15 protein-coding genes and 1 pseudogene are annotated in these 22,776 nt (G+C 71.0%); 5 read left to right on the forward strand and 11 right to left on the reverse strand.

Annotated elements, in window-relative coordinates:
- Positions 1-58 precede the first annotated feature (58 nt).
- Positions 59-5,296: a hypothetical protein gene (locus tag ACPPVO_RS37070; RefSeq protein ID WP_426503218.1), complete on the reverse strand. Its 5,238-nt coding sequence runs from the start codon at positions 5,294-5,296 to the stop codon at positions 59-61.
- 617 nt (positions 5,297-5,913) lie between these two features.
- Here ACPPVO_RS37070 and ACPPVO_RS37075 point away from each other — a divergent pair.
- Both ACPPVO_RS37075 and ACPPVO_RS37080 read left to right on the forward strand, forming a co-directional pair.
- A complete protein-coding gene (locus ACPPVO_RS37075) occupies positions 5,914-7,860 on the forward strand; it encodes a copper resistance protein CopC (RefSeq protein ID WP_426503219.1) in 1,947 nt (648 codons plus the stop codon).
- Positions 7,857-10,115: a S8 family serine peptidase gene (locus tag ACPPVO_RS37080; protein ID WP_426503220.1), complete on the forward strand. Its 2,259-nt coding sequence runs from the start codon at positions 7,857-7,859 to the stop codon at positions 10,113-10,115. Before ACPPVO_RS37075 ends, ACPPVO_RS37080 begins: the two co-directional genes overlap by 4 nt.
- Here the strand turns inward: ACPPVO_RS37080 and ACPPVO_RS37085 are convergent.
- The 3 genes from ACPPVO_RS37085 to ACPPVO_RS37095 are packed head-to-tail and all read right to left on the reverse strand — an operon-like array spanning position 10,085 to position 11,984.
- Positions 10,085-10,228 (reverse strand): hypothetical protein, encoded by a 144-nt coding sequence (locus tag ACPPVO_RS37085; protein WP_426503221.1) that lies wholly within the window; start codon positions 10,226-10,228, stop codon positions 10,085-10,087. The genes ACPPVO_RS37080 and ACPPVO_RS37085 overlap by 31 nt on opposite strands.
- 39 nt (positions 10,229-10,267) lie before the next feature.
- Positions 10,268-11,365: a sensor histidine kinase gene (locus tag ACPPVO_RS37090; RefSeq protein WP_426503222.1), complete on the reverse strand. Its 1,098-nt coding sequence runs from the start codon at positions 11,363-11,365 to the stop codon at positions 10,268-10,270.
- Positions 11,337-11,984: a response regulator transcription factor gene (locus ACPPVO_RS37095; RefSeq protein WP_426503223.1), complete on the reverse strand. Its 648-nt coding sequence runs from the start codon at positions 11,982-11,984 to the stop codon at positions 11,337-11,339. Before ACPPVO_RS37095 ends, ACPPVO_RS37090 begins: the two co-directional genes overlap by 29 nt.
- Positions 11,985-12,494: 510 nt before the next feature.
- Between ACPPVO_RS37095 and ACPPVO_RS37100 the strand changes: the two are divergent.
- Positions 12,495-13,424, forward strand: a pseudogene (locus ACPPVO_RS37100) (MMPL family transporter); the annotation flags it as partial.
- Positions 13,425-13,659: 235 nt separating this feature from the next.
- Positions 13,660-14,571: an MMPL family transporter gene (locus tag ACPPVO_RS37105; protein WP_426503225.1), complete on the forward strand. Its 912-nt coding sequence runs from the start codon at positions 13,660-13,662 to the stop codon at positions 14,569-14,571.
- Here ACPPVO_RS37105 and ACPPVO_RS37110 read toward each other — a convergent pair.
- The 4 genes from ACPPVO_RS37110 to ACPPVO_RS37125 form a co-directional block, all read right to left on the reverse strand.
- Positions 14,556-15,404 carry an HAD family acid phosphatase gene (locus tag ACPPVO_RS37110; protein WP_426503226.1) on the reverse strand — a complete coding sequence of 283 codons (849 nt, stop codon included), beginning with the start codon at positions 15,402-15,404 and terminating at the stop codon, positions 14,556-14,558. The two genes, ACPPVO_RS37105 and ACPPVO_RS37110, sit on opposite strands and share 16 nt — an antisense overlap.
- 52 nt (positions 15,405-15,456) lie before the next feature.
- Positions 15,457-15,912: a MarR family winged helix-turn-helix transcriptional regulator gene (locus tag ACPPVO_RS37115; protein WP_426503227.1), complete on the reverse strand. Its 456-nt coding sequence runs from the start codon at positions 15,910-15,912 to the stop codon at positions 15,457-15,459.
- 291 nt (positions 15,913-16,203) lie between these two features.
- Positions 16,204-16,557, reverse strand: a complete 354-nt coding sequence (locus ACPPVO_RS37120; protein WP_426503229.1) for a hypothetical protein — start codon at positions 16,555-16,557, stop codon at positions 16,204-16,206.
- A 121-nt stretch (positions 16,558-16,678) separates the two neighbouring features.
- Entirely contained in the window at positions 16,679-17,269 is a 591-nt protein-coding gene (locus tag ACPPVO_RS37125) for a TetR/AcrR family transcriptional regulator (RefSeq protein WP_426503230.1), read from the reverse strand.
- 67 nt (positions 17,270-17,336) lie between these two features.
- Here ACPPVO_RS37125 and ACPPVO_RS37130 point away from each other — a divergent pair, with 67 nt between their 5' ends.
- Complete coding sequence (locus tag ACPPVO_RS37130) at positions 17,337-18,767, forward strand: DHA2 family efflux MFS transporter permease subunit (RefSeq protein ID WP_426503231.1); 1,431 nt, start codon at positions 17,337-17,339, stop codon at positions 18,765-18,767.
- On the opposite strand, the gene ACPPVO_RS37135 is transcribed toward ACPPVO_RS37130, so the two are convergent.
- From ACPPVO_RS37135 to ACPPVO_RS37145, 3 genes are all read right to left on the reverse strand, one after another.
- Positions 18,722-21,259 (reverse strand): MMPL family transporter, encoded by a 2,538-nt coding sequence (locus ACPPVO_RS37135; protein WP_426503232.1) that lies wholly within the window; start codon positions 21,257-21,259, stop codon positions 18,722-18,724. The genes ACPPVO_RS37130 and ACPPVO_RS37135 overlap by 46 nt on opposite strands.
- 17 nt (positions 21,260-21,276) lie before the next feature.
- Complete coding sequence (locus ACPPVO_RS37140; RefSeq protein WP_426503234.1) at positions 21,277-21,912, reverse strand: TetR/AcrR family transcriptional regulator; 636 nt, start codon at positions 21,910-21,912, stop codon at positions 21,277-21,279.
- A 384-nt stretch (positions 21,913-22,296) separates the two neighbouring features.
- The gene (locus ACPPVO_RS37145; RefSeq protein WP_426503235.1) at positions 22,297-22,770 is read right to left on the reverse strand and encodes a hypothetical protein; all 474 of its coding nucleotides are present in this window, start codon (positions 22,768-22,770) and stop codon (positions 22,297-22,299) included.
- Between the last annotated feature and the right edge of the window lie 6 nt (positions 22,771-22,776).

Raw genomic sequence — 22,776 nt, forward strand, 5'->3', positions numbered from 1 at the left:
GCGCGTCGCGGTTCGCGCCGTGGTGTTCACATTGGCCTCCTCACCGAACTCGCGCCTCTCACGGCAGGATTACCGATATCCCGAGTAGTTCGTCCGCGCCGAGATCCCACGGCGTGTTGGAACGGGTCGTCCGCTGCGTTGGACGGGAGTCCCCGTCGATGTCCCCCGGCATCCCGGCCGGCGCCGCGACCGCCGCCGCGCCGCACGCGGTGAGGTTCGCCGGGACCGGAGTGTTCGAGCAGCGCACGCCGCCGTCAACCGCCGGCGAGGTGGGCAGGATGTGGTAGTTGCTGGTGAGCCCGACCGGCGGGTCCCCACCGGTGATGGTGACCGCGGCCGTCTGCGGGTCGAGCCGCGACCCGGACACCGTGAGCTCCGCGCTCACCCCGATCGGGTTCAGGAACAGCGGGTCCGCGCTGATGTTGCCCTGGTTCGCCGGGGGGGCATGCAACACGCCGTCCGGACCCAGCATGGTGTTGCCGGCCGTCAGGTCCGAGTAGCGCGGGGTGAAGGTGTCCGCGTTGTTCGTGGTCCCATGGACCTCGAAATCGATGGTGCCGTGCGAGACCAGCGCCGCGCCCGGGCCGGGTTGGCTCAGGGTGTATGCGGTGTTGGTCCAGAAGATGTTGTTGAACAGCGCCAACGGGTTGGAGAAGTCCGGGCGGGTGGCCGCGTTCGGGTACTGCGCCGTGTAGCGCGGGTCGTTCTGCCACAGCGCCTGGTCGTTGGCCTCCGATGCCAGGGCGGCCGAGTGCGGGTTGGCGTCGGAGTTCTCCGACGAACTGGTGGAGACGTTGTTGGCGATGGTGTTGTTGACGATGGCCACCTTGGACGAGTCGTCGAGCGTGATGGCCCCGCCGAGGTCGGCCGCGCCGTTGTCGGCGACGATGTTGTTCCGGATGTTGATGGGCTGGTCGAGCGCGTCGAGGACGAAGATCCCGCCGCCGTCGTCGCCGGTGTAGTTTCCGGCCAGCACGTTGCGGTCGATGTCGACGTTCCCGGTGCCGTCGCCCAGGCTGGCGCCACCGACGGGCAGCTGCGTCTGGATCGAGATCCCGGCGCCCGAGTCGACCGCATCGTTGTAGTAGATCTGGTTGTCGTGGATGCGGCCGCCGGGGCTCAGGCCCCAGTGGGAGATGCCGGCGCCGTACTCCACTCCGAAGTTCGAGCACAGGATGCTGTTCGCGACCTCGTAGGCGTTGGAGCCGTAGAAGATGCCGAGGCCGCCTGAGCGGGTCAGGCCGCCGTTGCCGATCATGCGGTCGTTGGCGACCTTGACGTTGTAGTTGTGTGCGCCCACGTGGTTGCTGGCGCCGGTGGCCGGGTTGGTGTCGCTGTAGGGCGCGCCGATCCCGATGCCGCCGGCGAAGATGCCGGCGTTGTTCTCCAGCACGTTGTTGGTGAGCTGGGTGTTGTTGGCGTAGGCCTGCAGTTGGATGCCGCCGGCTCCCTCGCCCTGCCCGGTCATCAGCGCGAGGCCGTCGATGCGTGCCTGGGCGAAGGTGGCGGTGATGCCGGTGCCCAGGTTGTAGGCGCTGGTGGACTGTGCGAGCACGGTCATGTCGGCCCCCCGGAGCACCGGGTGATTCGCGTCCACGCCTGCGTACGGCCCGTGTGCGGCCACGGTCGCGTCGAAGGTCGCGGCGTTCTCCACGAAGTAGCGACCGTCGATGACCGAACCGACGACGTGGAACCGCGGGTCCTCGGGGTCGCGGGCCTGGAGCTCGTGGGCGCCGATGATCCCGCCCGCGCCCAGACCCTGAATCTTCAACGGCTTCCAGACGACAACGTTCTCGTTGTAGACACCGGGTGACAGCACGAGCAGGCTGCCGGCCGCGGCACTGTCGATCGCATTCTGCAGGGCGTGCGCGTTGGGCCCGGTGATCGCCGGCGGCGGCACGTTCACCACCGGCGGGTTGTAGGTGACCGTGTTCGTGCCGGTGCCGTTGGTGCCCATCACGTGCAGGGTGATCCCGTTGACGCTGGACACGCCGCCGTTCGCGTTCGCCGTGGTGATCGTGAGCTGTTTCGGACCCGGCCGGAAGTCCGGGTTGGTGGAGAGTGCGGGCACATTGAGGACGATGGTGTCCGGCGTGGTGGCGTTTCCGGGCGTCCAGCTGGCGATGCCACCGTTGCCGCGCGTCAGCGTCGTGACGGCGCCGCTCCGGTCGTCGGTCAGGGTTGCCCGCACGCCGGTGGCATCGGTGGCGGTGCCGGTGGTGCCGATGAAGTCGGCCCGGACGGTGACCTGCCGGCTGCCGGTCGCGGGCACCACAGGGGTCGAGACCTGCAGCACCTCGGGGCGCGCGGGGACTGCCGGGTCCTCGCAGCCGGTGCCGGAGATCGGGTCGAGCGGCGTGTCGAGCTGGTCGGTCAGGCCCGGCCAGACGTCCCAGGCGGACGTCGCGGTCAGCAGGTTGGGGTTGTAGCCGGGGTTAGGGGCCGCCTTGGTCCCGGGATCGTCCACCTTGACCAGGTACATGCCGGGGCAGGGGCCCTGCGGGATCGGGCAGTTGAACGTCTCGGTCGACGGAAGCAGCACCTCGTAGGTGCCTTCCGGGCTGGTGTACACCGTTGTGAGCAGGCGCCAGTTGTCGGGGGTGTACGGGGCGTTGACGTTCGGCACCGTGTCCACGCGAGCGTAGATCCCGACCGGGATCCCCCCGATCGGCCGCGGCTCGCCGTACCACATCGACTTCTGGTTGCGCTCGAAGTAGATGTCGTTGGAGACCAGGCCGATGATCCGGCCGGGCTCCGCGACGTCCCCGACCCTGATGTCGCCGGCGTTGGTGCCGTTGGGGTCGGTGTTGAAGTTCGTCATCATGTTGAAGTCGGCGTTGGCGTTCTGGCCGTTGGTCACGACCACCAGTCGCTTGTCGCACAGGGGCGCGTGGGCGCCGGCGACGCCGAAGTAGACGCTGCGCTGAACCAGGGTCGACTGGTCGATGACGTGATCGTCTCCGGTGCAGGGCGGCGGCGGGATGGCCGGCGTGAACTGGTTGCCGAGGTCGACGTTGACGTCCTCTTCCTTGACCGGGCGGTACAGGCATCCGGCACCGTCACCGGGGATGACGCCTTTGACGGAGCTGACACTCTTGTAGCCGGAGTTGTTCGCCGGGTTGCAGGCACGGCTGTCGGTCGCATCCTTCGGCATAACCACGTGCGTGATGTACGTGCCGGCGACGAGCCGGTGGTCGCCCGGATCGGAGCCGTCCCCGCACAGCCCGGTCGCCGTGCTGAAGTACCCGTTCGCCTGGGGGCAGTAGTCGGCGAAGGCGTAGCCGCCGTCGAAGGCGCCGTCCTTTGTCTGCTCGCCGGTGATCGGCGTCTCCAGGCAGTTCGGCCCGACCTCCGGGTTGAGCGTGGTGATGGGCGCACCGTTGGAGTCGGTCACGGCGCAGCCCTGGGGTGGGTGCTGGGCGGCGTTCGGGTGCTGCCAGTGGTCGGTCACGTACTGGTTCAGGATGACGTCGTCGGCCGTGTTCGGCTGCCCGTCCGGGCCGAGGCCCTCGAGATACACCGTGACGTCCGGAATGGCCGGCTCGTAGTCCTCGTGCGCCTGGAACCGCGCGTCGAACTCGTTGCGCGTCGTCGCGAAATAGGTGATGCCGACGATCTGGCCCGGCGTGCCCGCCGGATAGTCACGCTTGCCGAAGTCGACCGTGGCGCGGTGGCCCTCGGTCAGGAGCTGGTTGCTCAGCAGCCCGCCGCCCTGGTCGGTGGGAACGCACGGATTGGCCGGAACGGCAGGAGGATCGACCGCGCAGGACGGCGTCACCGCGCCCGTGTGCTCGTCATGCGTAGACGGGCCCGGGTAGGCGGAGAAGCGGGCGAAGCCCTGCTCGTTGATGATCCACTTGCCCAGCGGGCCGCCCTCGGCGGTCGGGTACTCGTAGTGCCCGGCAGGGTCGGTGAAGGTGGACTCCTTGATCGAGCCGTCCCGCCACCGCTGATCCATATCGGTGTTGCCGATGATCGGCTCGCCGGGATCCTTCTTCCCGTTGTTGTTCGTGTCCTTGTAGACGGTGCCGTCCAGCCAGCCGAACCAGCGCGAGACGCCGACGCCGACCTCGCCGTTGGGATCCGCGTCGCGGACCTCGACGCTCCGGCCGGCGGCCACGGTGACCGGCAGGGTTCGGATGATGTAGCTGAGCTGCTCATCCCAGATGGCCATGTTGTACGTGCCGGCCGGGACGTGCTGGATGTCAAAGTTGCCCTGCTCGTCACCCCGGCCGATGAAGACGGTGCGGTCGGTCGTGCTGTCGCTCAGCGCGACGAACGGATTGGGCACAGGCTCGCCCAGCGTCAGCACGTCGAACGGCGGCCAACCCTGCCAGTTGCGGGCCGTGCCGGTGATCTCGCCCGTCCCCGTGGTAGCGAAAGGCGTCGGGGCGCAGACGAAGCCGAACCAGTACGCGGTGCGGTTGGTCGGCGGCTCCCACAACTGCTCGCCGGGCGCGCCCGTACCGTCGCTACCTTCCTCGACACCTGCCTGCAGTTGCAGACCACCGTCGATGGTCGTGGTCTGATACCACCGACTGTTGGGGTCGCTGTTGCAACTCCCCTCCGGTGGATGCACGTCGATGAAGTAGGTGGCCGGTCCGAGGTCGTTGATGGTGACCAGCCCGTCGGCGGCGGTCAGGCAGTGACCGCCGCACAACGGGTTGTTGTTGTAGTCGACCGTGACCGCGCTGTGGGTCTGCTCCTCCAGCCCGACCGTGAAGCCCTGCAGCGCGGCCTCTTCGGTGTCCGGGGCGCCGTTCGTCCAGGCGTTGTCCTGGAACACGAAGACTCGGATCTTGCCGAGCGGCAGCGGGTGGGCATCGCTCTGCTCGGTGAGCTCGATCTGTGCGTTGAGGGTGCCGTCAGCCGCGGCGTCGTCGGGCAGGGTGATGTGCTTGCCCCACATCTTGTGGTCCCGCGCACGGACCGAGATCAGGTACCGTCCGGGCGGCAGATTGACGGTCCTGCGTCCCTCGTTGCCTTCGCGCACGATCGGGCTGTTGCTCTCGGTCGTCACGTACTTCGGGAACGGGTCCCTCGGCTGGCGCGTCCCAGGGTTGACGAAGCGCGTGTTATCGACATTGATGATGTAGTTGAACTGTGACAGTGCGGTGTGCGACGCGAAGTCGCGCGCGTCCACCGTGACCGCGCAGCCGGCGGCCGGACATGACGTGGCCGCTTGCGCCGGAGATCCGAGCACGGTGAGTACCACGACGGGTGGGAGCAGACCGCAGACGAGGGCAAGGACCGCCGCGCGGGCGGTGAGGTGGCGGCGGATTCTGCCGAGTCGCATCCTCGGCGGAAGCAGGACCGATCCGGACAGCGGATGCAAACGGCTCAGCCGGCGAGCGACGGGTTTCGCCGACCCCGTGATGGACTGGCCTGGGGTCCACGCTGCCCATGCCCTGCGCAGCGCGTCCACGATCGTGTGGGTCGACCGCTCCCTGTGCATCGGCTTCACCTCTCCACGCGCGATGCCTCGGCAGGTGCGCCCTGCATCACGGCGAGTATGTCGCCAGGCGCGGTCCGCGCAGACCGTTCATGACGGGTCTGTCATGTGCGTGTCATGGTGCGGTCATTCGCGCGGGCGCCGGCCCGATCGACCGCATCCTCAGCGCCGTCGTTGCAGGGGTCCCTCCTCTTCGGAAGACCGGTGCAACACGTCGGCGAGATCTCGGGCGGGTAGCGCTCCGGGCTGGTTGCCGGCGGCACATGACCACCACGTGACAGTCGCATGACGGTCTCGTCATGTTCCTGGACCCGGCGATCTGTTGCGTCCTACCGTCCGGCTCGGCACCCCAGAAATCCGCTCGGCGCCACCTCGTGCGCCCCGCTAACAGGCCAGGAGGCGGTCCCATGCGTGGTTTCCGGTCGAGTCGGCACCTGAGCTGACCGGGGCGCAGGTGGAACATGTCGTCGTCGGGTGAGCGGGACCGCACGGCGGCGACGGCACGCCGCTTTGTCCTCAGTGCCGGCGCGGTGCTTGCCGGCGTCGTCCTCGCCCTGGCCCTGCCCGCACGACCGGCGGCCGCGCATGCCGACCTCGTCTCCTCGGAGCCCGCCAACGGCGCGACCCTCGCGCAGGCACCCGGTACGGTCGTGCTGCGGTTCAGCGAGGGCATCGCGCCGCGGTTCAGCTCCGCGCGGCTCGTCGACAGCGCCGGCCAGCCTGTTGCCGGCACCCGGGTGGCGCCGGAGCAGCCCGGCACGCGCCAGCTCGTCATGCACCTGCCGAACGTCCCGCCGGGCACGTACGGTGTCGTGTGGCAGGTCCTGGCCGAGGACGACGGGCACACCACCCGCGGCGTCATCGTCTTCGCGGTCAACCGTCCCGTATCCGGCACCATCGTCGCGGCCGGCGGCCCCGGCACCTCCGCCCAGCCACTCGACGTCGCGCGTCGCTGGGTCGGCCTGTGCCTGCTGGCCGCGCTGATCGGCGGGCTCGCCGTCGCCGGCATGGTCCTCACCCCGGCGCTGCGCCGGGCGGTGGCGGCCGATCCGGACGGACCGCTCCCAGTGACGCTGCGCGCCGCCCGGCACCGGGTCCTCACCGTCGCGGCGGGTGGTGCTGTGCTCGGGACGGTCGTCGGCATCGCCGACCTGTTCGCGGAGATCCACCGGTTGGCGGGGCCGGGCGGTGCACCGGCAGCGGCGGTCCACCTCGTGACCGGTACCCGATGGGGCCGCCTCTGGCTCGCGCGCATGGCCGTCCTGCCCGCCCTGGCCATGCTGGTGTCCGCGCTCCGGGCGCGACCATCCGCGACCATCCGCGGCCGGACGCTGTGGCCCGCGACTGCGGTGCTCGTGCTGGTGGTGGTAACGCTCGAGGCGCTGGGCAGCCACACCGGCGCGCTCAGTTCGGGGCGGGCCGCGGCCGTCGCCGTCGCGGCCCTGCATATCCTGACGGCCTGCATGTGGCTGGGCGCGGTGGCGTCGCTCGCGCTGGTGATGTGGCCGCGCGGCGGGGACGGCAGCGGACGCCGAGCGACGATCCGGGCGTGCCGTGCGCCGTTCACCCGGCTGGCGGTGCTGAGCGTCGGACTTGTCGCGGCGACCGGGCTGTACAACGCCGGCCGGCAGGTCGACTCCGTCGACACCCTGGTCGCGACGGCCTACGGCCGAGTGCTGCTCATCAAGAGCGCCCTGCTGCTGGTGGTCGGCGGGATAGGGTTGGTCAACTCGGCCCGCCTACACGGACGGGTCCCCTGGCGGTGGGTCGGGCGGGCCCGCGCAGCGACATCGCCGCCACGTCGGCTCGTCGCGGTCGAGGCGGTGGCCGGCATCGTGCTGCTGTTCGTCGTCGGCATACTCGCCGAGACTCCTCCGCCGCGCCCAGTCGACGACACGACCGCCTCGTCGGAGGCGTCGCTGACCCTGACCGACGCCGTGGACGACGTGGAGGTGTCGATCCTGGTGACGCCGAACCGGGCCGGCGTCAACGGGTTCACCGTGCTGGCGGAGAGCCGGCGCCGGCCACCGCCGGCACCGATCGACGACGTCACGCTCGAGCTCACGGCGGGCGGTACGACCACCGCGATACCGCTGCGGCAACTCGAGCCGGGACGCTACTTCGGCACCGGCACGGTTGACGCGGCCGGCCCGGAACGGCTCAACGTCGTGATCCACCGTTCGGGACAACAGCTCCCGGTCGCGGTCGGCGGATGGTCGTTCCCGCCGCCCGAGACGCAACCCACGACGGACGGCCGGCTGGCCGCGACCGTGAACCCGCTGGCGTCGACGCTGGCGGCGGCAGTGCTCGCAGTCGGCCTCCGGTGGCTGCTGCCGGCCCGACGGCGCCGCCGCCGCACCGGCACCCCGGCCACGCCTGCCGAGAGAGACCCGGAGGGAGTCCGATGAAGCGTGCGATCCTGGTCGTCACCGTCGCGCTTGCGATGATTCTGGTGAACAGTTCGGGGCCCGCCTCGGCCGGCCGGCCGGCCACGCGGCCGCAGCAACTCGTGCAGGCCATCGTGGTACTCACGGCGCAGGTCGACCCGAGCACCATCAAGGCCCCGAACCGCCGACAGCGCAGCGCCGCCCTGGAACGGGCACTGCGCGCCACGGCGGACACCGCGCAGAACGGTGTCCTTGCGCTGCTACGCAAGCGGCAGGCGCAGGGGCTCGTAACCACGATCGATCCATTGTGGATCTTCAATGGCATCAGCGTGACGGCCGCCCCGTCAGTCATCCGGGAACTGGCCAGCCGTCCGGACGTCCGCAGGATCGATCCTGATATCACCATCCAGGCACCCGTGACGACCAGGTCGCCGGTCGCGGCCGAACCCGGCCCGGCGCCCCCCGAGCCGAACGTGGCGCTCGTCAACGCTCCAGCGCTGTGGAACCTCGGGTTCCGCGGCCAGGGGGTCGTGGTGGCGAACATGGACACCGGGGTCGACGGCAGCCATCCCGACCTTGCCGGTCGCTGGCGGGGCGGCAGCAACAGCTGGTACGACCCGTACGGTCAGCACCCGACGGTGCCCACCGACGTCAACGGCCACGGCACCGCGACGATGGGCGTGATGGTCGGCGGCGACGCCGGAGGCACCTCGATCGGCATGGCGCCAGACGCCCGGTGGATCGCCGTGAAGATATTCAACGACCGCAGTACCGCCACATCGACCGCCATTCACCGCGGCTTCCAGTGGCTGCTGGACCCCGACGGCAACGCGGACACCGCCGATGCACCCGACGTGGTCAACGACTCGTGGACGCTGTCCACGGGCGGCTGCAACCTCGACTTCCGGCCCGACCTTGCCATGCTGCGGGCGGCCGGGATCCTGCCGGTGTTCGCCGCCGGCAACTACGGCCCCACCACAGGCACGGTTCTCAGCCCGGCCAACAACCCGGAGGCGTTCGCGGTCGGCGCCACCGATAATACGGACGTCATCGACCCGTCGAGCAGCCGCGGGCCGTCGGCGTGTGGCCAGCCGGTCGTGCCGCGCGCGGTCGCGCCGGGCGTCAACGTGCGGACCACCGACCTCTACGGCCTGTACACCACTGTGTCCGGTACATCGCTGGCTGCGCCGCACGCCGCCGGGTCGCTGGCCCTGTTGCTGAGCGCGTTGCCGGACCTGTCCACCGACCGGCAGGCCGCCGCGCTGGAGGGCGGCGCCATGGACCTCGGCCCGAGCGGCCCGGACAACGCCTACGGCTACGGCCGGCTGGACGCATTGGCCGCGTACCGGTGGCTGACGACGACGCCCGATTTCACGATGTCGGCATCCCCCTCGACGGCGACCACGACACCCGGCGGAAGCGCCACGTACACCGTTTCCGTCGCGGGCGTGAACGGCTTTACCGACGCCGTCACACTCAGCCTCGCCGGGCTCTCCGCCGCGCAGGCCACGTGGAGCTTCACCCCGGCGGTCGTCACCGGCGGCAGCGGCAGCGTCCGGCTCGACGTGACCACGACGGCCGGCCTCGCACCGGGTTCATACCTGCTCACGCTGACCGGCACGAACGGCTCAACCAGCCGCAGTGCGTATGCCACCCTCGTGATCCCCTCGCCACCGAACTTCACTGTGGCCGCCGCCCCCGCTTCGAGGACGGTGCCGGCCGGCGACACCGCCACATACGCCGTGACGGTCGGCACCCTGAACGGCTTCGCCGGCAACGTCGCGCTGTCCGTCACCGGCCTGCCGGGCGGCGTGGGCTCGTCAGCGTTCGACCCGACGTCCGTCGCCGGCGCGGGCACTTCCCAGTTGACCATCACGACGCTGGCGACGGCGCCGCCCGGCACCTATCCGCTCGCGGTCACCGGCACGAGCGGTTCTCTCAGCCACACCGTCACCGTCACGGTCACCGTCACCGCGCGCGACTTCACGCTGAGCGCGAGTCCGTCCTCGGTCACGGTCTCGCGCGGCCAGACCGCCTCGTACACAGTTTCGCTCGGGTCCGTGGGTGGCTTTGCCGGCAGCGTGTCGCTTTCGGTGACGGGTCTGCCGGCCGGCGCGTCCGCGACCTTCAGCACGAACCCGGTCGGTACACCAGGAAGCTCGACGCTGCGGGTGCGCACCACGTCGTCGACCCCGCGCGCCGCCTTCACCATCGTCGTGACCGGGACCGCTGGAGCGTTGGTACATCAGGTCCCGGTGACCTTGACGGTCCGGTAGCCGCACCGGCCGCGGCGGCCCGGCCCAGCCGCCGCGGTCATGTCGACGACGAACCGGTAGCCGACGCTGCCCACGATCCGCGCGCGGTCGAGTGGGTCGAGGTTGTTGCGCATCCGGCGCACGCCGGGCCAACTCGATCGCTACCGCGAACCTCAGGACGTACGGTCACGTTGTTGGTCAGGCGGTAGGTCATCAGGTACGGCTGGCTCGTCACCCGACGGGTCCCGTGGGAACCACAGGGTGACGTGAGTACCGACGCCGGGCTCACCCCACAGCGCCACCCTTCCGCCCCAAGACTCCACCACCGCCCTGACTATCGCCAGACCCAGCCCCGTGCCCGAACTGCTGGGCAGCGGGCCGGTCGCGGCGCTCAGCGTCGCGGCCTGCTCCGGGCTCATCCCGGTCCCGGCGTCGGCCACCTCGATCGTCCAAGCGTTCGGCCGACGCGCCCCGATGATCTCGATCCGGTCACCGTCGGCGGTGAACTTCACCGCGTTCTCCAGTAGGCAGTCCAGCGCTGCCTCCAGCCGCTCAGGGACCACTCCCGCCACGCCGACGGCCGAGCGGGCGCTCCAGATCCGGTCCGCCGTCGGCGCCCAACGATGCAGGGCGCGCTTGATCTCGGCGTCGATGTCGGCCGGATGCCGTGCCGCCGCGGCGGTCATCTGCATGAGCGTCACCAGTCGGTGCGTGATCCGCGACAGCTTGCCAAGTTCGTCGAGCACGATCGCCGCGTCCTCGACGACGCGCGGCCCGCTCGCACCGTCGCGAATCAGTTCGGTGTAGCCCCGGGCAACCGTGATCGGTGTGCGCAGTTCATGTGACACGAGCCGGACGAACAGCTGCTGCGCCTCGGCCTGCCGGCGCTCGTGCTCGGCCAGTTGTGCAACCCGCGCGAGGGCCCGCTGACGCAGGTGAACGTGCCACACCATGACGCCGAACACCATCGTCATCAGCGGGACCTCGGTCGTCTCCTCCCAGCCGATGTCGCCGGTGCCGGCATGATGGATCAGGATCCCTCCGGTGGTCACCGCGACGGTGGTCAGGACCGCCGCCATGCCGAGGGGACGCCAAGCGGTGAAGCCGTAGACAATGGACAGTCCGATCCAGACCAGGTGGAACGGAACCGTCTCCTTGCCCGGGAACAGGTACATCAGCACGATGTTGACCGCGGAGGCCACGGCCCAGGTGGCGAGCAACAGCCCGCGGCGCCTCGAGCCGTCAGTCGGATAGAAGTCGGTATCCGACATTGCGAACCGTCTCCACTCGTGCCGCGGTGCCCAGTTTGCCGCGCAGCCGCCGGACGCAGACATCGACCACGTTGCTGCCCGGGTCGAAGGACAGTCCCCATACATCGGCCAGGAGCTCCGATCGGCTGCACGCCTGCCCGGCTCGTTGCATCAGGTGACGCAACAGCAGGGACTCGCGCAACGACAGGTCGACCCGGCGGTCTGCGACCAGCGCCAAGCGTTGTCGAATATCCAGCTTGACCTGTCCCACGACGAGCCACGGCCGGTCAGCCCGGATCGGCTCACGCATGTGGGCCCGTACCCTCGCCATCAGCTCGGCGAGCGCGAACGGCTTCGACACGAAGTCGACCGCACCAGCATCGAGGCATGCCACTCGCAAGCCGATCTCCATAATCGCTGAGACCACGATCACGCGCTGGCCGGGGCGTTCCTCGACGACGCGACTCAACACCTCCGCGCCGTCGAGACCTGGAAGCATCAGGTCCAGCAGGAGCAGGTCGAAATGTCGGTCGAGCGCTATGGCCAGCGCGTCCAGGCCATTATACGCCCGATCGACCGCATAACCCTCAACCTCAAGGGCACGCGAGACGAGACGTGCGATCCGCTCGTCGTCCTCCACCACTAGGACCCGCCCCACGGAAACCTCCGTCGACGACCATGAACTCCTCGGTGTCTGCGGTTACTCACGCGGAACCTATCGACAATCCGTCATCGAGCCAACACTCTGCCTCGGAGGCACGACTGATTTCGGCCGAACGGCTACCCAGTTCCGCCAAACAAGCCGAACCCGCAGGCGTGGCACCACGTCGAGCAATTCGCCCACACCCCGATCGAGGCAGATCACATACGAACTCGCCGTCGCCTGCCCGGATTCGTCCATGGGGACATGGCGGGCTACGTCGCGTGACGTACGCGGGCGCCTCCGGTGCACCGTCCAGTGCCGTAGGCGCGATCGATCGGCGGCCGACGACCGGGCGCGGAAATCGCGGCACGATCGAGGCCGGTCGACGATCCGGAGAGGAGTCCGACGGTGCTGGCATGGTGGGGACGAGCCGTGGTGCGGTTGCGATGGTGGCTGCCGGCCGCCGCGGCGGCGCTCGCAATCGCCGGCGCGGGCTGGGGAACGGGGGTGTTCAGCGATCTGAGCGGCGGAGGGTTCGACGCGCCGGGCAGCGAGTCGGCCCGCGCGGCGCAGCACATCACCGCCGCGTTCGGCCGCACCGACGCCGACGTCGTCGTGCTCTACACCGCAAGGTCCACTGTGGACGAGAGGGCGGTCCGGGACCCGATCGCCGCCCGGCTCGCGGCGCTGCGGGCCCGCCCGGAGGTGGCCCGGGTCGTCGACTACTACAGCACCGGCGCGCCGGCGCTGGTCTCGGCCGACCGGCACGCCACCTACGCGGCGATCACCCTGGCGGCCGGCGCCGACGACACCCGGCTCCGGGACTTCCGGGCGCTGCGGCCCGCGCTCGCCGTGGCCGGCCTCGACACCCAGGTCGGCGGCGCCGTCGCGTTGATGGACACCGCCGGCGCCCTGACCGAGCACGACATCGCCCGCGGCGAGGCCCTCGCGATGCCGCTGGTGCTGCTGGTGCTCATCCTCGTGTTCCGCGGGCTGGTCGCGGCGGCCATGCCGCTGCTCATCGGGGGGCTGGCGATCCTCACCGCGCTGAGCACGACCCGGCTCCTCGCCGCCGTCACCGACGTCTCCACGTTCGCCGTCAACACCATCACCCTGCTCGGCCTCGGCATGGCGATCGACTACGCGCTGCTGATCGTCAGCCGGTTCCGCGAGGAGCTCGCCGCCGGCCACGACACCGCCGACGCCGTCGCCCGTACCATCGCCACCGCCGGCCGGGCCGTGCTCGTCTCCGGCGCGATCATCGTGCTCGCCCTGTCCAGCCTGCTGATCTTCCCGCAGGTGTTCCTGCGCTCCATGGGCCTCGGCGGCTCCGCGGCCGTGCTCGGGGCCGCGCTGGGCGCGGTGACCGTCCTCCCGGCCCTGCTCGCGCTGCTCGGCCCGCGCGTCAACGCGCTGCGTATCCCGCTGCCCCGCCGCCGGGGCGGGACCGGACAGGGCTGGGCGCGGCTGGCCGCCGCCGTCATGCGCCGGCCCGTGCTCACCCTCATCCCGGTGGTGGCCCTGCTGGCGGTACTGACGCTGCCGTTCGCCCATGTGCGGTTCGGGGGCGCCGACGAACGGGTGCTGCCCGCCGGCACGCCGGTGCGGACGGTCGCCGAGCGCATCCGCGCGCAGTTCCCGGCGGGCGCTCCGACCGGGCCGGTGCTCGTGTTTGTCGACGGGGCCCAAGCGGGGCAGGCCGCCGGGTCTCGCCGAGCGCGTCCGTGGCCTGGCCGGGGTCACGTCGGCCGAGGTCACCGCGGATCGCGACGGCGCCGCGCTGGTCACCGTCGGCTACTCGGGCGAGCCGAGCGGAACCGTCGCCTACGACACCGTCCGCGCAATCCGGGCGCTGCCCGCTCCCCCGGGCACCCGCCTGCTCGTCGGCGGCAGCCCGGCCGTGGATCTGGACCTCGTCCACGACCTCGGCGCCCGGCTGCCGTGGCTCGCCCTCATCATGATCGGGGTCACGGCGGTGCTGCTGTTCCTCGCCTTCAGGTCGGTGGTGCTGCCCGTCAAGGCGGTACTCATGAACCTGGTGTCGATCGGGGCCTCGTTCGGCGCGGTCGTGTGGGTGTTCCAGGACGGGCACCTGGCCGGATGGCTCGGCTTCACCCCGACCGGCTTCCTCGAGCCGACCCTGCCGGTGCTCATCTTCGCGGTGCTGTTCGGGCTGGCCACCGACTACGAGGTGTTCCTGCTCGCCCGCGTCCGCGAGGCCTGGGACGACACCGGCGACAACCGGGCGGCCGTCGCGACCGGCATGCAGCACACCGGCCGGATCATCACCGCGGCCGCGCTGCTGCTCGTCCTCGTCGTCGCCGGCTTCACCGCCGGTCAGGTCATGTTCGCCAAGCTCATCGGCGTCGGCATGATCACCGCCGTGGTCCTCGACGCCGCGCTGGTGCGCACTCTGCTCGTGCCGGCCACGATGCGGCTGCTCGGCCGGTGGAACTGGTGGGCGCCCCGGGTCTTCCGCCGGGCGGGGCGGGCCGACGCGCCGCCGGGGCCGCGGGATGAGCGTCCGGACGACGCTGCGGATCGCGCTCGGCCCCGGCGGCCGGCCGGTCAGGGCAGGAAGTAGTTCGGGTTCGGCAGCTTGAACGTGCGGTCGGCGTGGCCGCCTTCGAGGTCGCTGTACTGGTCGCCGAAGTTCGCGACGATGTCGTAGCCCAGCGACTCGATGTGCGCCCGCGTCGCGGACTTGTAGTGGATCGTCGTGCAGGAGCCGTTCGGGTCGGCGGCGCACGCGGTCTTGAGGTAGTCCGGGTAGTCGGCCACGGCGGGCTTGGTGAACAGGCCGTCCTCGCCGTCGCTGAGGGTGGCGGGCTTCGGGAAGCCGGCGTCGACGCCCACGCCGTCGGCGGTCAGGTTGCCCAGTGTCGCCGCCTCCTGTGCGGCGCCGCGTCCGGTCAGGAAGATGATGGCGTACCCCTCACGCTCCGCCGCCCGCGCCAGGTCCACCATGCCGGGCACGGCCGGGAAGCGCTGCTCGGTGACGAACTGCCCGTTCGTGGCCGGGTTGAAGGCCCAGTTGCTGAACACCTCGTAGTTCCACGTCAGCAGCGAGGTGTCGTCGACGTCGAGGACGATCGCCCTGGTACCGCGGACGCGATGGTGCGCGGCGAGCCAGCGCTGCCCGTCCGCGGCGACGCCCCGGGCCTCCTTGGCGTAGTTACTGTCCGCGGGCGAGACGCCGGTGCCGAGCGGGTCGCCGTAGTAGTTGCGGATCTGCTGCCGGAGCACGTCGATGTTGGTGATGTCCCGCTCGGAGCGGGGCGTGAACGTCTTGATCGCCGGCTGGGCGGCGACGGCCGCGTAGGCGATGCCGCCGCCGGTCAGCGCGGCCACGAGCACGGCAACGAGCGTGACGACCATCCATCGCCGGGACGGCCGGTTCGGTGCAGAAGTGGACATGCGGTTAACGTAACGTGCCCACAAGGTGAACGAAAGATGAACGCTGGTTGGCTCAGAGGGTTCGGGCCTCGTCGAGGCGGACCCGTACCGTGCGCAGCAGCCCGATGAGGGTGTCGAGGCGCTCGTCGTCCAGGTCAGTCAGGCCCAGCGTGGCCTCGGGGTGCATGGCCTGCATGGCCTGGCCGATGAGCGCGCCGCCGTCCGCGGTGAGCCGGACGGTGCGGCGGCGGGCGTCGGCCGGGTCGAGGTGCACGCTCACCGCCCCCCGGTCGGCGAGCGTCTTGACCGTCTTGGACACCGCCGGCTGGTTCACCTCCATGGCGTCGGCGATCTCGCCGATCGTGCAGCCGTCCGGGTGGCCGGTGAGGTGCAGCAGCAGGCTGGTGTGGGTCATGGTCAGGCCGAGGGGGCGCAGGGCCCGGTTGAGGCGCGTCGTCATGAGCTGATGGACGATCGCGAGCTCGCGCACCATCGCCCCCTGCTGCTGCCCTCGTTGCGGCGCGGCCATGCGGCCCCCTCCTGCGTGACGGTTGCCTGATGTTGAAGATGCCCACGACGTGCGGCGTGTCGACGATCGTGTGCGGCGCGACGGCGTGGTAGGCCCACACGTGGACCCAGGCGTTGCCGGTGCGCAGCGTCAGCACACTCTTCACCATGCCAGGCCCGGTGTACCGCAACAGCAGCAGCCCGATCGACACCGCCGCGCCGGCCGGGGACGTGAGCACCGTCCACGCCTCGAAGAGGTGCAGCAGCGCGTAGGTCAGCCCGCCCAGCACGACGGTGGCCGGAACGGAGCGGGTCAGCGCGCGGTACCGGGGCAGCAGGATCGAGTACACCAGCACCATCGTGGGCAGCACGGAGCCGAGGAAGTACAGCCCGAACGCCACCGGCACGCGAGCACCCCGGCCACCTCCCGCCCGGCCCGGCGCCGCCCGGGCGCCCGCGCGGTGAGGTCGACCGCGGCCCGCTTCCGGGTCAGCCACCAGATCACGCCGATGAGCAGCGCGACGACGGCCAGGTTGGCGTCGGCCGAGGCCGCCATCTTCGCCGCGCCGGCGGTCCCGGCCGGCCCGGCCAGCGCAAACACGACGACATTGGCCACGACGACGGCGCCAACGGTGATCCACAACGTCTTGGACCTGAACAGCGACATGAGGGGTCCGCTCCACTCCGCGGTGAGAAAGATTCTGTGGAATACGTTAGGGCCGGAGCGGTCCGGCGTCAAATATTCCTTGGAATGCGAAGGGCGTCCGGCCGTACGGCGGGCGGTCCGTCTACGAGCCGCGCCGATCCAGGAGGGGGAGCCACACGTCGTCGATGATCTCGACGATCGTCTCCTCGGGGACCGGGCGCAGGGTCATGAACATCTCGTGGCGGAAGAGGTCGAAGGGAAGGTTCACCACGCGGGACGAGCGCGGCGCCGCCGTCAGCTCGCCCCGCTCGACCGCGCGGGCGACGAGCCGCTCGAACGGCGTGGCCAGGCCGGGCGGGCGCAGCACGTCGCGCAGCTCGCTGAAGCTGGTGCCCGTCTCGCGGAAGTACTCCAGCAGCAGCACGCTCATCGTCGTGATCATGTGCGAGCGGGCGGTGTCGGCGTTGCGCAGCACGCCGATCGCGTCCTCGCGCAGGTCGCCGGTGTCCGGCACCGCGATCGGCTGCGCCATCCAGTTCCGGCGCAGCGTCGCCTGCAGCAGGTCGTGGCGCTGGGACCAGCGGCGGTACAGCACCGGGCGGCTCGTGCCCGCGCGCGCGGCGACCGCCTCGTAGGTGAAGCCGCCGTAGCCGTGCTCGGTCAGCACCTCCCAGCCGGCGGCGAGGATCGCGTCCTCGAGCTCGGCCCCGCGGCGGCGGCTCGTTAGATGCACTTGCGTATCTTACCACGGCGTCGTACCGTCGATTAGGTACACACGCGTATCTTAGGTGGGGAACTCCATGACCGACCGAACCGCTATGCGCACCGCCGTCGCCGTCCTCGTTGGCGCCGTCGCGGTCATCCTCGACTCCACGATCGTCAGCGTCGCCCTGCACCAGCTCGGCACCGACCTCGACGCCGGCGTGGGCACGGTGCAGTGGGTCAGCACCGCGTACCTGCTCGCGCTCGGCGTCGTCATCCCGGTCGTCGGCTGGCTGCAGAGCCTCATCGGCGCCAAGCGGCTGTGGATGGCCGCGCTGACCGTGTTCCTGCTCGGCTCGGTGCTGTGCTCGTTCGCCGGGGATGTCTACAGCCTCATCGCGTTCCGCGTGGTGCAGGGCATCGGCGGCGGCGTGATGATGCCGCTGCTGACCACGATGGTCATGCAGGCCGCCCAGGGCCCGGACCGCGCCCGGCTGATGTCGACCGTGGCGCTGCCGGCCGCGGTCGGCCCGATCCTCGGGCCGGTGATCGGCGGGCTGATCCTCGGCGCCGGCGACTGGCGCTGGCTGTTCCTGGTGAACGTGCCGCTCTGCCTGGCCGGGCTGCTGCTGGCCTGGCGGATGATCCCGGCCGACGGGCCGGGGCGGCGCGTCCGCCTCGACGTCGTGGGCCTGGTCCTGCTGTCACCCTCACTGGTCGCGCTGCTGTGGGGCCTTTCCAACGTGACCCGCCCGGGCGGCTTCGGCCGCGCCGACGTCTTCGCGCCGATCGCCGTGGGTTCGGTACTGCTGCTGGCCTTCGTCCTCTGGGCCCTTCGCCGCCGGGGCGCCGCGCTCGTCGACCTCGAGGTGCTGCGCTCCCGCCCGACCTGGGCCGCGTCCGCGCTGATGTTCCTCTCCGGCGCGTCGCTCTACGGCGCGATGCTGCTGTTGCCGCTGTACTGGCAGGAGCTGCGCGGCTACGAGGCCCTCGGCGCCGGCCTGCTGCTGATCCCGCAGGGCGTCGGGTCGCTGCTGAGCCGGCCCGCGGCGGCGCGGCTGCTCGACCGGGTCAGCGCCCGCGCGGTCGCGATCGTCGGGTTCGTGCTGGTCGGGGCGGGCACCGTGCCGTTCGCGTTCGCGGGCGCCCACACGGCGACCTGGCCGCTGCTGGTGACGCTGTTCGTGCGGGGCCTCGGCATGGGCATGGTGATGATCCCGCTGATGACCGCGGCGTTCGTGGGCCTGGAGCGCGAGCAGGTGCCGCACGCCAGCACCGTCACGCGCATCGCCCAGCAGGTGGGCGGCTCGGTCGGGGTGGCCCTGCTCGCCGTCATCCTGGCCACCTCGGCGACCCGGACGGGCTCGCTCGCGTCCGCGTTCGACGTCGCCTTCTGGTGGACCGTCGGCTTCACCGCCGTCGCGCTGGTGCTCTCGCTGCTCCTGCCCGGCCGGGCCGATGCCGGCCGGGCGGAAGCAGACCGTCAGGCCGAGCCGGTCGCGACCCCGGCGGGCGCCGCCTCCTCGTGACCGTGGACGGGATGCGTGCGCTCGAGCTTCGCCCCCTCGACGTCGACGTCGGGCAGGATCCGGTCGAGCCACTTCGGCAGCCACCACGCCGACTTCCCGAGCAGGTGCATCGCGGCCGGGATGAGCAGCATGCGCACGATGAAGGCATCAGCGAGTACACCGAAGGAAAGCCCGAAGCCGATCGGCCGGATGGTCGCCGACTCCGAGAAGATGAAGCCTGCGAACACCGAGATCATGATGATCGCCGCCGCCGTGACCACGGCCCGGCCGGCGTGCAGGCCCCGGCGCACCGCGAGCCGCGCCGGGGCTCCGTGCACGAACGCCTCGCGCATGCCCGACACCAGGAACAGCTGGTAGTCCATGGCCAGGCCGAACAGGATGCCGATCTCGATGGTCGGCAGGAAGCTCAGCACCGGCGCGGGGTCGTGCACGCCGAAGACCGAGCTGAGCCAGCCCCACTGGTAGATCGCGGTGAGCCCGCCGAACGCGGCCAGCAGGGAGAGCACGAAGCCCGCGGTCGCGGTCAGCGGCACGAGGATCGAGCGGAACACGAAGATCAGGATGATGAGCGACAGGCCCACGACGAGCGCCAGGTAGATCGGCAGGACGTCGGCCAGTTTCTGGGACACGTCGATGTTGCCGCTGGCGTTGCCGGCCACGCCCAGCTCCACCCGGCCCGCGTCGACGGTCAGCGGCGAGATGTTGCGCAGGTCGCGCACGAGCTGCGCGGTCGACTCGGCGGACGGGCCGTCCGTGGGGATCACCTGGAACGCCGCGACTGTCGCGTCGTCGGAGGCGCCGATCGGCGCGACCGCGACCACGCCCGGCACCGCGGCGAGCTTGGCGCCGATCGCGGCCTCGGCGGCGGTGAGGTCGGTGCCGGCGAGCTTGCCCGGCAGGTGCGCGACCACGAGCAGCGGGCCGTTGACACCCGCGCCGAACTTCCGCTCGACCGTCTTGTAGGCCTTGTACTGCTGGGAGTCCTGCGCCTCCGACGAGCCCACCGGAAGCCCCAGCCGCATCGACATCGCCGGGATCGCGATGACGCCGAGCACGAGCACGCCCGCGACGAGCGTGAGCACGGACCGGCCCGTGGACATCGGCGTCTGCGGCACCGCGGGCAGCGCCTCGGCGGTACCGGCGCGGCCCCGCTCCCTACGGCTCAGGATCCGCATGCCCACGAGGGACAGCAGCGCCGGCGTGAGCGTGATCGCGACGAGCACGGCGACGGCGACGCAGACGGCGCCGACGGTACCCATCAGGCCCAGGAACGGAATGCCGGTGACGTTGAGTGCGAGCAGCGCCACGAGCACGGTCGAGCCGGCGAAGACGACGGCGTTGCCCGAGGTCCCGTTGGCCAGCCCGATCGACTCCCCCATCGGCACGCCCTGCTTGAGCTGCCGGCGGTGGCGGTTGAGGATGAACAGCGCGTAGTCGATGCCCACGGCCAGGCCGAGCATCACGCCGAGCACGGGCGTCACCGAGATCATGGTGACGACGTCGGAGAACGACAGCGCGGCGAGCACGCCGACGCCGACGCCGAGCAGCGCCCCGAGCAGCGGCAGCGTGGCGCCGAGCAGCGTGCCCAGCATCACGAACAGCGCGATCGCGGCGATGACGACGCCGATGACCTCGCCGGGGCCGAGCACCTTGGGCACGGTCTGCGCGATGTCGTTGGAGACGTTGACCTCGACGCCGTCGATCCGCGCCGCGGCGGCCTTCTGGACGATGTCGTCCTTGACCTGCGGCGGTACGGCGTACGTCGGGGTGGTGAACTGCACGACGCCCACGGCCGCGGCGCCGTCCTTGGACACCGTGCGCAGCTCCTTGGCCAGGTCGAGCAGCTGGGCGCCGACCTCGAGCTGCTTGGCCTGCTCGGTGAGCTTGGCGCGGTTGTCGTCGATCGTCTTCTGGCCGGCCTGCAGCTCCTGCTTCTTGGCGTCGAGCTGCTGTTGCTGGCCGTTGAGCTGGGCCAGGGTGGCCGCCGAGCCCGCGGCCCGGGCCTTGGCCGCGTCGAGCTGCTGCTGCGCGCCGTCGACCTGCTGCTTGCCGGCATCGAGCTGCGCCTGGGCCCCGTCGAGCTGCTGCCTGCCCTGCGTCAGCTGGGTGCGCCCGTCGGTGATCTTCTGCTGCTGGGCGTCGCGCTCGGCGGCCGTCTGGAACGGGTCCGTGGTCCCCTTCACGCCCGGCTCGGTGCCGAGATCCTTGAGCAGCGCGGCGATCGCGGCCTTCTGCTGGTCGGTGAAGGCCGAGCCGGAGGTGGTGGAGAACACGACGGTACCGCTGCCACCGCTCGCCTTCGGGAACTTCGCCGCGAGCTCGTCGGCCACCTTGCTCGTGGGCGTGCCGGGGATGGTGATCGCGCCGGACAGCGAGCCGTGGAACATGGCGTAGGAGCCGCCGGCGATGCCGATCACCACGATCCAGGTGGCGATCACGAGCCAGTGGCGGCGGGCGCTGAAACGCCCGAGCCGGTACAGCAGTTCGGCCATTGCCGCGGTACTTCCTTTCAGTCGGGCAGGTACCCGTTGCGAATGTTGTCGAGCAGCCGGGTGAGCAGGTTGTCCCACACGGCACGGGCCGCGTCGTCGAGCGAGGGGCCGGTCAGCGCGATCCAGCGGCCGGCGATCACGGAGATGCCGCTCATCAGCGAGTGCACGAGCAGCTCGACGTCGAGCGGGTGCGCGCCGGTGTACCGCCGCGTGACCTCGGCCGCGAGCGCCCCGCCGGTGCGCCGGAACGCGGTGTGCGTGATCATCGGCGAGCGCGGGTCGTCCTCGCCGGGCACGCCGAGGATCGCGGTGACGGCGACGATGGCCGCGGCGAGGTCGGCCGCGCGCAGGGTCCGGGCCAGCTCGTCGAACATCGAGGCCCGGCTGCCGTCCCCGACGGGGGCGGCCGCGACCTGGGCGAGGAAGTCGGCGATGACGACCGAGAGCACCTCGGTACCGAGCGTGAGCAGCACGTCGTCGAGGGAGGCAAAATGGTTGAAGACGGTCCGCCGCGCGACGTCGGCCCGCACGGCGAGCTCGTCCACGGAGAAGTGCGCCCCGCCGCGCTCGTCGATCAGCCCGCGCGCCGCGGCGAGGATCGCCGCGCGGTGGCGCGCCTTGAGCGCCTCGCGCCGCCCCCCGTGATCAATCACGGTGACTTACACTAAGTGCAACGATGCACCGGGTGCAACTCGGGGGTCGCTAGATCGACTCATCCAGATGCGCGTCCCAGACCGCGGCCGCCTCGGGGTGGGAGTCGACCCCGGCCCGGAACGCCGCCCCGAGCCCGGCCCGCTCGATGCCGTCGATCCGCCGGGGCCGGCCACCGGCCGGTACGGCACGGCAACCGTCAGCGCCACGTCCTCGTCCCCGTACTCGACGCCCTCGATGACGAGCGCATCGAACTTCCCAGCGTCGAGGTCGACGTAGCCGTCGGCGAGCCGGACGAGCTCATGCATGCCCGCCAGCATGCCCGGCACAGCATGCCCGTACGAACGGCGACGGCGCGGACCTGGTCCGGGGCCCGCCGCCGAGGATCACGCGGCCGGCGCCGAGAAGGTGACCAACGAGTACGCCTCGATTTCCCAGGACTTGATGGTGTCCACCCTGTCGACGACCATCGGGAAGGGGCCGGGGTCCGGGGGCTCCTCGGCCGCCGGGAACACCATGGGCACATACCGCCACCCGCCGTCGCACTCGATGCGTTCGTCGTCGTCGAACGCCTTGCCGTGCAGCTGTACCGCGAGCTGCCCGGCGCCCGAGCAGCGCCCGCGAACCTTGATCGCCCGCGCGCCGGGGATGGCGACCTCGGTATGCGCGGCACCGTAGGTGGCCGAACCCCACGAACCCAGCAGCCGGCCGTCATAGGGGAAAGGGCCCAGGCCCGGCGATGATGCGGTGGCCGGCGCCGAGTGTGGCGCCGATCCGGTGGCGGGCGCCGACGGCGCCGCCGGGCCGGCACAGGCGGCCAGCCCGGCGAGCGCACCAAGACCCGCCAGCACCGTTGTCACGAAGGA

The sequence above is a fragment of the Dactylosporangium sp. McL0621 genome (genome assembly GCF_049995355.1).
GTDB lineage: Bacteria > Actinomycetota > Actinomycetes > Mycobacteriales > Micromonosporaceae > Dactylosporangium.

Coding starts and splice junctions, on each gene's coding strand:
- ACPPVO_RS37090 (WP_426503222.1), bottom strand. CDS start 11,365: ATGTCGGATACCGACTTCTATCCGACTGACGGCTCGAGGCGCCGCGGG.
- ACPPVO_RS37115 (WP_426503227.1), bottom strand. CDS start 15,912: ATGGCCGCGCCGCAACGAGGGCAGCAGCAGGGGGCGATGGTGCGCGAG.
- ACPPVO_RS37130 (WP_426503231.1), top strand. CDS start 17,337: ATGACCGACCGAACCGCTATGCGCACCGCCGTCGCCGTCCTCGTTGGC.
- ACPPVO_RS37110 (WP_426503226.1), bottom strand. CDS start 15,404: ATGTCCACTTCTGCACCGAACCGGCCGTCCCGGCGATGGATGGTCGTC.
- ACPPVO_RS37085 (WP_426503221.1), bottom strand. CDS start 10,228: ATGCGCAACAACCTCGACCCACTCGACCGCGCGCGGATCGTGGGCAGC.
- ACPPVO_RS37070 (WP_426503218.1), bottom strand. CDS start 5,296: ATGCGACTCGGCAGAATCCGCCGCCACCTCACCGCCCGCGCGGCGGTC.
- ACPPVO_RS37075 (WP_426503219.1), top strand. CDS start 5,914: ATGTCGTCGTCGGGTGAGCGGGACCGCACGGCGGCGACGGCACGCCGC.
- ACPPVO_RS37135 (WP_426503232.1), bottom strand. CDS start 21,259: ATGGCCGAACTGCTGTACCGGCTCGGGCGTTTCAGCGCCCGCCGCCAC.
- ACPPVO_RS37120 (WP_426503229.1), bottom strand. CDS start 16,557: ATGTCGCTGTTCAGGTCCAAGACGTTGTGGATCACCGTTGGCGCCGTC.
- ACPPVO_RS37080 (WP_426503220.1), top strand. CDS start 7,857: ATGAAGCGTGCGATCCTGGTCGTCACCGTCGCGCTTGCGATGATTCTG.